The sequence below is a fragment of the Pseudoalteromonas sp. QJM3NY_22 genome (assembly GCF_056173065.1).
On sequence record NZ_CM149655.1, the window covers coordinates 2139605 to 2151210 of the forward strand.

The following is an 11606-nucleotide window of genomic DNA, read 5'->3' on the forward strand; positions in this document are numbered from 1 at the left end:
AACTAATCCGGCTGTATTTTAAACACATAGCTGATATAGTTTTCTATTACAAACCAATGGACATAGTTAATGAGTATTGCATTTGAGATTTTTATTTGGCTAATAGTTGATACTGGCTTGAGCTTTTTATTTTACTCGACCGGTTGGCTGTTATTAAAAGTGGTTACGTTTGGGCTGTATAAAAGCGAGTTTAAAGATTTTGCATCTTATAAAGCGAGTAAAGCTAGAAGAGTTGACTTAACCTTCTTACTCGGTTTTGGTTTTTATGTTGCACTGATTACCCTTATGGCTTACTTGACTCACTAGCTAGTTTTAATCCACAAAGATCAACAGACCAATGGTTACTAAAGCTCAGTTTTAAATTTAATTATTATTGTGCTTTGAATCAATAAACAATGCGTATGTGTAATACACAATTACTAAAAAATGTTAGTGTTTAGCTATCGTTTAAAAAAGTTGAGAATTACATATGAAGTTTTTAGTATTTTTAGGCACAGTACGCGATAGCACTCCACCAAAACCAGCTCGCTTAGGCTTAAGGGTTTCTAGGGCTTGTATAGAATGCTTAACAGAGCATTTTGGCAGTCATGAGTTTGAGCTAATTGATGCGTTGGATTTTCCTAGCGAAAACGTATTTAAACCACACTTTGCATACGCTAAAAGTAATGCACCTACAGAGCTCACTCTATTAGCTGATAAAATTAAAGCCGCAGATGGATATATAATGATTAGCCCTGAGTACAATCACAGCATGAGTCCAGCTCTCGCTGACTTACTTAATCATTTTGGTAGCTCACTATTTTCGTATAAACCAAGTGCAATAGTAACTTACTCAGCAGGACAGTGGGGTGGTGTAAGAGCGGCCATTAGTATGCGCACGTTTTTATCTGAACTTGGCTGTTTGCCGGTATCGGCTATGATCCACGTGCCAAAAGCGCAAGATGTGTTTAGTGAGGATGGCAAACCTGTTTCAGGAGAGAGTCAATCATCGTGGTTTAATTATTTCTCACGCACGTTTGGCCAACTAATATGGTGGGCGCAGGCTGCTAAAGAGCATACCGAGGTGGTTGACCCACAAAGTTTGCTAAAGAGCTTTAAAACAGATCCTTCTCAGCGCAATGCACCTTAATACCCGCTAACTAATTGTGTCTTGAAATATCTAGCCTTACTAAGTGTGCTAACGCTTAGTGCATGTAGTTCTGTTCCCCATAAAATTGAAATGAGCCAAAGTACGGCTGCAAATATGAACCTTATCGCTTTTACTGAGCAAAGTGCACCAAAGGGTGTTGCTGGCACTTACCAGTTTCAAATTAAAGCGGCGGGAGCTCAGGGTCGTTGGTTATATTTAAATACCGAAATTGATTATCGCGACAGGCGTTCAATTACGGTATCAATACAGCCTAATGTGGTAGCAGAGCTTCAAAGTAAATACGGACAACCAGCAGACACCTTTTTTATTGATAAAACAATAGAAGTAATAGGCGAAGCTAAACGAGTAACTATCGATTTTATGAGCCGTGGAAGAGTCACTAATAAATATTATTATCAAACGCACATAGATGTGACATCAGTTAAGCAGCTTCGTGTTATTGAAAGTTAGTAAAAAGCGGTGAACTGTATTTATATACAGTGCATTGTAAAGGCTTACTTTGAGCTTTAACGTTTACACTTAAATTTACTGTTCTGGCACTATTTTAGCGCTGTTTTATTCAACGATTTCAAAACTCCTATTTAACCTATTGTAATCTCATTACATAAAACTAATAATTAGTTAGTTTTATAAATTTGAGTACCCGTATTGAAAGCCAAAGAAATCCGCAACTTTTATATCAACGAAGAGCAATCTGTTTATTTGCTTTCGCACCGCGATGCTAAAAAACACCGCCAGTGGCTTAATATTTGTATTAAGCAGCTAACACTGCTGGGCTACAAAAACGTTGAAATGATTGGCTCGGGTGCTTTTGGTTTTGTGTTTGCAGGCGATGACGATAACGGCTTACCTTGGGTATTTAAGTTTTCGCGTATTACACTTGCCCAAAGTGTACGCGACCGCCTAGAAGACGAAGCGTATATGCTTTCGCAAATTAATAACCCCTTAGTGCCTACCTTTTATGCGTTTGAGCGAATTAAAAAACAAGGGATTTTAATGATGGCGCGCGCCATTGGAGAGGACCTTGAAAAAGTATCGCTTAAAACAGGGCGCTTTAGTGCCGCGCAAATAATGGCGTTAGCTGTTAGATTACGTAATGTATTAATTGATTTACGTAGCCACAAAAATGGCGTTAGCCCACAACCTATAGTGCATGGCGATATAAAACCTTCAAACCTTGTTTGGGATGCAAACACTGATGCGCTGTCGTTAGTGGATTGGGGCAGCTCTGTGTATGCACAGCTCGATAGTGATGGTAACCCTGTTGTGAGTAACTTTATGGATTTAATGTCGGGCGATTTAAGCACAACGAATGCTCGTATGGGCGATGTGTACTTTATTGGAGAAGCGCAAATGTCGGGAGAGCAATCATCCCCACGATTTGACGAACAAGGTGTAGCCGCTACGTTGTATGCGCTAGCGTCGGCGCAGTCGTGTCGCTTTGGTGCGCAAGCCATCCCTGCAAGCAGCTTAGGGCTACCAAAAGAGCTGGCTAAGGTGATTGATGGCATGCTGTCAAAAAGTAAGGCCATACGTGACGGTGCTGGTGATTACTTTATGCGTAACATTACAACTATGGCCAAAATGTATTTACCTGAGCTTGATAAAAAACAAAGAAAAGCAGATATCCCTTTTTGGTATGGCAACGACGAGCAGCCCGACACGGTGGTATATAGTTCACGAAAACAGTTTTTACGCCAAGCCGATCTTAACCAGCAATTACTTGATATAAATGACGCGCAACTTGACCGCTACTATAAAGAGTTTTTGTTTGATACAGGCGATACCGAAAAAGCATTTTTGGCATCAATAAGCCGATTAGCTAAGTACCCTGTAGTAGGTGGGCTTAGTTTTCATTGGAAGGATGAGTCGATGTTTGTTGAATCGTCTTTAATTATGCATGACGAATCATTGGGTGATGCGTTTAGTGATGCGATTAATAACACAGTGATGCTTGCGCAAGCGATTAATCAAAAAGGGTTATTTAAGTGTTGTTTGTTTGATGCCCGTAAAACTATTCAGTTAGAGCGAGATGGCACCGGTGCATTTAAGTTTGATAGCCTACCAGAGCTTGAATACGAAGTTGTAAGCATGAAAGCAAACGACATAACCCGCCCGCATTCATACTTTGAAGATGGTAAAGACCCTGATGAGCAACTACAGCTACCTAAAAAAGTTATTAAATGCGTATTTGAGCTTAACCAAATTCATCATACGGGGTGTATTATTTTTGAAGCACTGCCCGACAGAATGAAGATTCACCATTACTACCGCTTACTCGATTCGAGCAAAGAGGTTGAGTTTAAACGTTTGCTTAATAAACTTATGCAATACGCGGTAAATATTACGGACGTGGGTGTTGCGGGCTTTATGAAACTCCCATATAAAAACACACGTGAGTTTAGTTTATGTGAGCAGCAACAAGAGCATTACTTTCCTAAAAACCCCAAGCTTGTACCTTATATAGAAAGAACCCTTCACTAAAGAGTGTTAAATAAGAAGACAAAGATAAAAAGAGCACAAATTGGTTTACCTTGTACTCTTTGCTAGTTAATTATTTAGGTAAGTATTACTAATTATTAAACACCTTACTAAAGGGCGACGTTGGTGATAGCTCAAATTGGTGAGTTAGCTTTTGCGTTTTATTAGTCGCTGTAATTTGATAGTGCCGCTTGTGCTCATTGTTACTAAATAGCTTAACGTTAAAGTTAACTTTGGTTAGTTTACTAGGCAAAGAGTAGCGCCCAGTAATGGTTACTTGGTCTATATTGTCGCTTTTATGTTTATGCGACGCTTCTGGGTTTAGCAAAAGTCCGTCAATAGTAAATTTATACTGATGATCCGCTAAATAAACGTTCTTTTTAACTCGCTTAGTTATTAGCTTTTTATAAGCATTAAACTCAATTATTGATACTTTGCCATCCTTGTTTTCATCAACCCCTTTAAAAGCCGACATAGGGATTGAAAGTACAATAAACACGTTATTATCAACAAAATTCAGCGTACCGTGCTCTGCAACCATTAAATGCGCGTTTGCTAATGTTGATGTGCTCAATAAGCCTAATGTGGTCACACTTAACAGATAATTTTTCTTATAAGGCATAACTTACTCCTAATTAAACTTCGCCTTTAACGCAGCGTTGAAAAAACGGATAAGTGTCTGTTGCGTAGTAGTGGTATATCCCTTGAGGAAACTCAGGTGTTACGCCAACGCGGCCATTACATTCATCTAAATCACCAGAGCCTGCTACGTATTCCCAATCTTGTGCAAATGTACCTAATGGGTATATATCGGTAGAAGGGCGGTTTGCTCTTACAGATGTTATGTGTTGGTAGCTACCGGTCATTACGGTTAGCGCTGAAGTTGCATTATTTGAGTCTGAATAGCCGTAACGTGCATAAATAGGAAAGCCGTCTGTTCCAAAACTAAACGTGTCTTGGCTTAAGGCTTCTATATTCCAATTACCGCTGTTGTCGCCTAAATCGCAATCGGTGCCAGAATCATCGCAACTACCGCCTGTGCCTGCGTCTATTTTAATGCCGTTAAGTACAACGCCTATCATTCCGCGAGGGCCACCAAGCATGGTTGCTTGTGTTGTTTCTACAGGCTCAAGTGTGTAGCTTTCATTTACTGATTGTTCAGAAATAGTATTTGGGTTATCGGCATTAGGGAATGTACCTACTTCGTGATCAGGTATGCCATTAGCGACTAAGTCGCGTGTAGTTCCTGTGCATGACCAATCTGCAGCGCTGGTGGCTTGTACTGATTCTGACTCGTTATATTCACTGTAGCTATATTCACAAAACACGCCTTGGGTTGAGCTACTCGTACCTGTACCGTTATCTGAGGTGGTTGGTGATGAATCTGTAGTTGTTGAGGTATCAACTATGCCTTCTCCACCTCCGCAAGCAACTAACGATGAAACAACTAGAGCCAAGGTGCTTAGCTTTATAGCATTTACCCGATTTGTGTTTTTAATATTAACTGCGTGTAGTTTCATTGCTGCTTACCTGATCAATTAAGTTACTCAAACAATAATCAGCAATTGTGCAAATAGTGTGTAAACAATGATGACAAATTAGCAATGATGTAAATAGGCGAAGTATTAAAGCTAAGTTGAGATTTAACTTTATTGAATTGTGTTTTATTTTAAAATTTCAAAAAGTTAAACTAATGCAAAAATAGCTAATATAAAAGGTTACCTTAATGGCTAAAACAAAACCTGTAGTGACGTTACAAAGTCACGGTATTTACTCTAAGTGGGATAGCGAAAGTAAAGCATTGCCACAAATAGAGCAATTTACAACAAATGTAATAGCTGAGGTAGATGTTGAGTTTGGCTTAATCGTAAATATTAAAAAGGGTAAAGGCGAAAAGCTTCACTATTGTATATACCATCCAGATATTCCAGACAGTGACGGTGATGTAATGGACCCCTTTGAAGGCGATGTATACGTTAAAAACAGTGATTGGAACTTTTATTTAGGCGACACGCTTTGGTTGCCAATAGAGAATAAATTGGGTGATTGGCGTATGACTATTGAGCTAAATGGGAAAATTATTGCTGATAAAACTTTTAAGGTGGCATTAGAGGCAGAGCGTACTGAAACAGATTTTTGGAAAAACCGAGGGTATTGATTTCTATTTGTTAGCTATATGGTGTGGATGTAATAAAAATTAATAAAAGAGAATTGTAGAGCCATTTAAAATAGCTCTACAAAATTAAATTAGCGTGTTTAGTTACCCCAAGGGTTACTAGAATTAGAGCGTTGTTTACGATCGCGAGCACGTTGCTTTGATGCTTTTTTTTCTATAATACGTTTAGCATCAACAAAACTAAGTTCACACGGCTCCCCCGGTTTATGATCAGCTGGGATCACGCGATCACGTGGCGGTAATTCGTATTGAACATCATCAGGCTTAGGTAAGTTTTTAAGGCGATAAAGGTAAAAGTTATCTACTTTTTCTTGTGCCCATTGTGTTTTACGTAAAAATTTAACCGCTGACTTTATATCAGGATTGTTTTTAAAGCAGTTAAGTTGTAAATAAGCGTGTAGGAGCTCCCACCCGTATTGTTCAACCAGCTCTTCAACCACTTGTTCTAATTTAACGCCTTGCAGTGGGTTATTACTGAAAAGTTCTTGGTTGCTCATAGGTGTTGCCTCGTTATTAAAATACAAATTGCATTATAAATTTAATAACGAGGCTTTAACAGAGTAAATAGCTTAACTTTGACAATTAACTACAACACGACCGCGAATTTTGCCTTGCATTAGTAGCTCTGCGTTATCAATTACGTGTTCTAGTGATATTTCTGTCGAAATTTTATCTAAGTAATCAGCGTTTACTAATTTAGCTAAACGATCCCACGCTTCAATTCTGTCGGCTTTAGGGCGCATTACGCTATCAATGCCTATTAGTGACACACCACGTAATATAAATGGGGCAACTGAGGCAGGTAAATCCATGCCTTGGGCAAGTCCGCAGGCCGTTACTACACCCCCATACTTTAATGATGCACGAATATTAGCAAGTGTATGGCTACCTACAGAATCTATTGCCGCTGCAAAGCGCTCTTTTTGCAAAGGCTTACCCGGGCTTGAAAGCTCGTTTCTGTCAATTACTTGTTTAGCACCTAACTCTTTTAAATATTCACTTTGATCTAATCGACCCGTAGCTGCTGTTACGTTGTAGCCAAGCTGGTTTAATAAATAAATAGCAAAGCTGCCTACGCCACCATTGGCACCAGTTACCAGTATTTCGCCAGATTCAGGCGTAATGCCTTGTTTTTGAAGTGCTATAACACTTAGCATAGCGGTATAACCAGCTGTACCTATTTGCATCGCTTGTTTTGGAGAGATACCTGCAGGCAAGGGGATTAGCCAATCGCTATTAAGTGCCGTTTTTTGAGCAAGCCCGCCCCAATATTTTTCGCCTACACCAAAGCCATTTAATATTACGTTATCGCCATTTTTAAATTCATCGCTGGTGGAATTTGTAACCGTACCCACTAAATCGATACCTGGCACCATAGGAAAACTGCGTACAACGGGGCCTTTACCAGTAATTGCTAAACCATCTTTATAGTTAAGTGTGCTGTATAGCACGTCGATAGAGACGTTTTCGTTTGGTAAATCACTATTTTCGATAGTTGATAATGAAGCGCTGTAGTTATTATCTTCTTTATTAATAACAATGGCTTTAATTGGGTTACTCATGAGATATCCTTTTAGACCGATCGTCTTTTAATTGGTAAATAAAAACGCATTAGGTTAATAATGCGCGTAAAAACATTTCTGTATATAAAGTAAGTGGAGTATTTGATTTTGTGAGCTTGGCGCGCATTACCGCACCTTCCCAACCAATCCAAAAGTACTCACTCATCAATTCTGTATTTACATGGCTTGCAATTGTGCCTTGTTGTTTAGCTTGATTTAAGCAAACCTCTACATGGTTTTGCCAAGCGGTGTAGCTTTGCATTAATCTGGTTTTAAACTCATCACTTAAATGGTTAAGCTCTTGATTTAAGTTACCTACTAAACAGCCACGTTTGTAATCGTATTTTTTCATTCCTTTAATTGCGCTTTGGGTAAAATTAATGATCCGCTCAAGTGGGGGAACATCTTCTTGTTGCAGGTAGTGGGTAAGCTTGGCAATAAAGTAACTGTCGTATGCATCAACTAACGCAATGCCGTAGGCTTCTTTACTTTTAAAGTAATGATAAAAGGAGCCTTTAGGTACAGCCGCTTTTTTTAAAATAGTATCGAGCCCCGTGGCGCTAAAGCCAAATTCAGTTAATGTTTCTAGACCTGTGCGAATAAGTAACGCTTTGGTATCGGCGTTCTCTCTGGCTATTTTAGGTGGGCGACCACGGCGTATTGGTGTTGATGTATTTTTGTTCATGCACACATATTAGACCGGTTGACTTTAAATAATCAAGTATAAATTCAAATTGTTTAAAAATACTTCAAGTTAGGGGCGGGCTACTAATTTAAGATTAATGAAATAAAAGTGTCACGATTACATTTTTGTTTGGAACTTAGTCTATATTAGTCGGTCACAATTAAAGCACATAAGTGCTTTTTAGCGATTATTGAGTCGCATTTTATTTAGCATAAAACCGGTCAAATTGAATGTTGTATGACCACTTACTTTTTTAAATGTTAATTCATTTTTGCATCAGCAGCTTAGTTAAAGTCAAACAATTTAATTGCTTTTATGATTTGAATTTTACATTTTTATTAACTATTCATTAAATGTAGATTTCACTAATGCTACACAATATATAAATAAAAAAGGTGAGGATATTACCGATGAAGAGACAGAAAAGAGATCGTTTAGAAAGAGCTCATTCTCAAGGTTTTAAAGCAGGTTTAGCAGGTCGCTCAAAAGAGCTATGCCCTTATCAACAAGTAGATCCCAAATCAGAGTGGTTAGGAGGTTGGCGTGAAGCGATTGAAAACCGCAACATGTACAAAACCTAAAATCAATAATCGAATTTAAGCAAAAAGGCCTCCACGTTGGAGGCCTTTTTGTACGCATTTAAAAATTAAAACGCGCTAGTGTCTTGGAACAAGCCCACTTTTAAATCTTTAGCTTCGTAAATTACTCGGCCATCTACTTCTACAGTGCCATCTGCAACACCCATGAACAATTTACGTTTAATTACGCGTTTCATTACAAGGCGGTAAGTTACTTTTTTATTAGTTGGTAAAATTTGGCCAGTAAATTTAACTTCACCCACACCTAGCGCACGGCCAAGACCAGGGCCACCAGACCAACCTAAGTAAAAACCAACTAGTTGCCACATAGCATCTAAGCCTAAACAACCTGGCATTACTGGGTCGCCTTTAAAATGGCAATCGAAAAACCACAGGCTAGGGTCAATATCAAGCTCAGCAACAATTTCGCCTTTACCATGAATTCCGCCATCAGCAGTAATAGAGGTAATACGGTCCATCATTAACATGTTGTCACTTGGTAAACGGCAGTTGCCTTCACCAAACATTTCACCTTGACCACACAGGATCAACTCTTCTTTTGTATAGCTATTTTTAGGTTCCATAACACTTATCTTCGCTTAGAAATTGCCAAGTACTTTAGCGTACACTTGTACGCTAAACAACTCGGAGCAGTTAAAAAATCAAAATATTGCATATTAAATCATCAATCAATCAGCGCGATTGGTTTTTGCACTATAAAACCGCGCAATTACAATCAGAAATCATTATAATTAACGCTGTCTTATAACCAGTCTAAAGGAAGTTTATGATCCTTTTTGTTAACTCACTAACTGTGATTGATTTTTCTTACTTATGTCACAAACGCGGCGCCGTGGGCGAGAGCTGGATTGTTGATTTAACTTTGCACGGTAAACTTAACGAAGAGTCTATGGTTTTAGACTTTGGTTTAGTTAAAAAGCAAATTAAAGGCATTATAGATGAGTGTATTGATCACCGATTAGCAATTCCTACGGGCCTTAATGGCACTGTATCTGAATTTGACGAGCATAAAACACTCGACTGTACATTTGGTGAAAACAACCACTTAGCTATGAGCGCTCCTCATCAAGCTTATTGCATGATTAACGCAGACGAAGTAACGGTTGAATCGGTTACTGAATTTTTAATTGCGACTATTTTACCGAAGCTACCAGATAACATTGAAAAAATTGAGCTGTCTCTTAAGCCTGAACACAGCCAAAGTTTTTACTATCATTACAGCCATGGCCTTAAAAAGCATGACGGTAATTGCCAGCGTATTATTCATGGGCATCGTTCTCAAATTGGCATTAGCCTAGATGGTATCTCTATGCCGCGTTTGCAAAAAGAATGGTCTCAAAAGTGGGAAGATATTTACTTAGCTACCAGTGAAGATCAAATTAATGCACCTGATTTAAAGCACATAACAGCCAAAGCGGGTGATGTATGTTTTGCTTATACATCGGCACAAGGCTATTTTGAAATGGCTATTAGCGAATCCCGTTGTGACATTTTACCAGTAGACACCACGGTAGAATGTATTGCTGAACATGTAGCTGGCCAAATTAAAGCCCAATACCCAGAAAAAGCAGTGAAAGTGACCGCTTATGAAGGTGTTGGAAAAGGATCGATTAGTTATGTTTAAAACACTTTTAGCAACAGCGCTTGTTGCCTCTGCTAGCTTTAGTGCTATGGCGCTTGAGTTAAAAGGACATTTAACACAAGGCGGTTTAGTTACTGGAAAGCTAGAAAACGCTAAATCAGTAAGCTTAGATGGCAAAAGCTTAAAACTTTCACCAAAGGGTGATTTTGTATTTGGTTTTGGGCGTGACGCTAAAACTACCCATACTCTAAAATGGGTAGATAATACTGGTAAATCTCATTCTCAGCCGCTAGCCATAACTAAGCGTGAATATGAAATTGATAAAATTACCGGCGTGGCTAAGAAGTATGTTTCACCGCCAAAAGAAGTCAGTGCACGTATAAGCCGCGAAGCAGTTGCTGTACGAAAAGCCAGAGAAGTAGAGTCTGATTTACTGTACTTTTTAGACCCTGTGTTAAAGCCTGCAGAAGGGCGTATATCGGGTGTTTATGGTAGTCAGCGCTATTTTAATGGCGAGCCTCGTCGTCCGCACTTTGGCTTAGACATTGCTAATAAAACAGGTTCTCCTGTTTACGCGCCAATTAGTGGTACCGTGGTATTTTCTGAACCTGATTTATACTACTCTGGCGGTACATTAATTATTGATCATGGCCATGGTATTACCTCAACTTACATTCACTTAAGTAAGCTTGATGTAAAAGTGGGTGATAAAATTGAGCAAGGTAACAAAGTGGCTGAAATTGGTGCAACAGGGCGTGTAACGGGTCCTCACCTAGATTGGCGTTTTAACTGGAAAGGCGAACGCCTTGATCCTGCATTACTAATGCAAGATACATTAGCAAACAAAAAGTAGGATTTATGACTGACGTAAATCGCGATGCAATAATTGCTCAGCGTATTGAAGACTCAACCACATCGGTAACTAAAACCGTGTTTCCAGGGCGTACTAATCATCACAATACTTTATTTGGTGGTGATGCACTGGCGTGGATGGATGAAGTGGCATTTATAGCAGCGACTCGTTTTTGCCGTAAGCCTTTGGTAACTATATCTTCTGATAGAGTCAACTTTAAAGAGGCCATACCAGCAGGTACTTTTGCAGAGTTAATAGCTAAAGTAGTGCATGTAGGTAACACCAGCTTAAAAGTTGACGTAGATATATTATTAGAAACTATGCACAAAGACGATAAGCATTCAGCCATTAGTGGCAGCTTTACGTTTGTTGCAGTCGATGATAATCACAGACCGACTCCGGTAGTATGCGACAAAATGATTTATGGTTTTGATTAACTTAAAGCTTTAAATATACGCTAAAGTAAATTTATATAAGCACCTTAATTGGTGCTTATATAAAACCAGTAAAAGAACACA

Annotated in this window: 15 protein-coding genes; 9 read left to right on the forward strand and 6 right to left on the reverse strand. The window is 38.9% G+C overall.

Translation table 11 applies throughout. The features are described 5' to 3' along the window. The first annotated feature begins 69 nt into the window (after positions 1–69). The 4 genes from AC0VZ4_RS09530 (at position 70) to AC0VZ4_RS09545 (ending at position 3634) form a co-directional block, all read left to right on the forward strand. Positions 70–306: a hypothetical protein gene (locus AC0VZ4_RS09530; protein WP_008136419.1), complete on the forward strand. Its 237-nt coding sequence runs from the start codon at positions 70–72 to the stop codon at positions 304–306. 163 nt (positions 307–469) lie between these two features. After that, a complete protein-coding gene (locus tag AC0VZ4_RS09535) occupies positions 470–1129 on the forward strand; it encodes an NADPH-dependent FMN reductase (RefSeq protein WP_475441558.1) in 660 nt (219 codons plus the stop codon). A gap of 90 nt (positions 1130–1219) precedes the next feature. Next, positions 1220–1600, forward strand: a complete 381-nt coding sequence (locus AC0VZ4_RS09540) for a hypothetical protein (RefSeq protein WP_475441559.1) — start codon at positions 1220–1222, stop codon at positions 1598–1600. A 198-nt stretch (positions 1601–1798) separates the two neighbouring features. Then, a complete protein-coding gene (locus AC0VZ4_RS09545; protein WP_475441560.1) occupies positions 1799–3634 on the forward strand; it encodes a protein kinase domain-containing protein in 1836 nt (611 codons plus the stop codon). Positions 3635–3722: 88 nt separating this feature from the next. On the opposite strand, the gene AC0VZ4_RS09550 is transcribed toward AC0VZ4_RS09545, so the two are convergent. Both AC0VZ4_RS09550 and AC0VZ4_RS09555 read right to left on the reverse strand, forming a co-directional pair. Further along, positions 3723–4253, reverse strand: a complete 531-nt coding sequence (locus AC0VZ4_RS09550) for a hypothetical protein (protein ID WP_475441561.1) — start codon at positions 4251–4253, stop codon at positions 3723–3725. A gap of 13 nt (positions 4254–4266) precedes the next feature. Beyond that, complete coding sequence (locus tag AC0VZ4_RS09555) at positions 4267–5151, reverse strand: YHYH protein (RefSeq protein ID WP_475441562.1); 885 nt, start codon at positions 5149–5151, stop codon at positions 4267–4269. A 206-nt stretch (positions 5152–5357) separates the two neighbouring features. Here AC0VZ4_RS09555 and AC0VZ4_RS09560 point away from each other — a divergent pair, with 206 nt between their 5' ends. Continuing rightward, positions 5358–5789 carry a DUF3859 domain-containing protein gene (locus tag AC0VZ4_RS09560; protein ID WP_475441563.1) on the forward strand — a complete coding sequence of 144 codons (432 nt, stop codon included), beginning with the start codon at positions 5358–5360 and terminating at the stop codon, positions 5787–5789. 98 nt (positions 5790–5887) lie between these two features. On the opposite strand, the gene AC0VZ4_RS09565 is transcribed toward AC0VZ4_RS09560, so the two are convergent. The 3 genes from AC0VZ4_RS09565 to acuR all read right to left on the reverse strand — a co-directional run bounded on the left by AC0VZ4_RS09565 (position 5888) and on the right by acuR (position 8054). Continuing rightward, entirely contained in the window at positions 5888–6304 is a 417-nt protein-coding gene (locus AC0VZ4_RS09565) for a VF530 family protein (RefSeq protein ID WP_007377141.1), read from the reverse strand. 72 nt (positions 6305–6376) lie between these two features. Beyond that, positions 6377–7369, reverse strand: coding sequence for an acrylyl-CoA reductase (NADPH) (gene acuI, locus AC0VZ4_RS09570; RefSeq protein WP_475441564.1), 993 nt, complete (start codon positions 7367–7369; stop codon positions 6377–6379). A 49-nt stretch (positions 7370–7418) separates the two neighbouring features. Continuing rightward, complete coding sequence (gene acuR / locus AC0VZ4_RS09575) at positions 7419–8054, reverse strand: acrylate utilization transcriptional regulator AcuR (protein ID WP_475441565.1); 636 nt, start codon at positions 8052–8054, stop codon at positions 7419–7421. A gap of 410 nt (positions 8055–8464) precedes the next feature. Here acuR and rmf point away from each other — a divergent pair, with 410 nt between their 5' ends. Further along, complete coding sequence (rmf, locus tag AC0VZ4_RS09580) at positions 8465–8635, forward strand: ribosome modulation factor (protein ID WP_002960897.1); 171 nt, start codon at positions 8465–8467, stop codon at positions 8633–8635. 65 nt (positions 8636–8700) lie between these two features. Here the strand turns inward: rmf and fabA are convergent, their stop codons facing one another. Further along, on the reverse strand, positions 8701–9216 hold the full coding sequence (gene fabA / locus AC0VZ4_RS09585; RefSeq protein ID WP_002960896.1) for a bifunctional 3-hydroxydecanoyl-ACP dehydratase/trans-2-decenoyl-ACP isomerase: 516 nt from the start codon (positions 9214–9216) through the stop codon (positions 8701–8703). Between the two features lie 203 nt (positions 9217–9419). Between fabA and AC0VZ4_RS09590 the strand changes: the two genes are divergently transcribed. From AC0VZ4_RS09590 to AC0VZ4_RS09600, 3 genes are read left to right on the forward strand one after another with little or no spacing between them, the layout of a single operon-like run. Further along, positions 9420–10277, forward strand: a complete 858-nt coding sequence (locus AC0VZ4_RS09590) for a 6-carboxytetrahydropterin synthase (RefSeq protein WP_475441566.1) — start codon at positions 9420–9422, stop codon at positions 10275–10277. Next, positions 10270–11088, forward strand: a complete 819-nt coding sequence (locus AC0VZ4_RS09595; RefSeq protein WP_475441567.1) for a M23 family metallopeptidase — start codon at positions 10270–10272, stop codon at positions 11086–11088. The genes AC0VZ4_RS09590 and AC0VZ4_RS09595 overlap by 8 nt, the downstream gene beginning before the upstream one ends. A 5-nt stretch (positions 11089–11093) precedes the next feature. Further along, positions 11094–11525 carry an acyl-CoA thioesterase gene (locus tag AC0VZ4_RS09600; RefSeq protein WP_475441568.1) on the forward strand — a complete coding sequence of 144 codons (432 nt, stop codon included), beginning with the start codon at positions 11094–11096 and terminating at the stop codon, positions 11523–11525. Positions 11526–11606 lie beyond the last annotated feature (81 nt).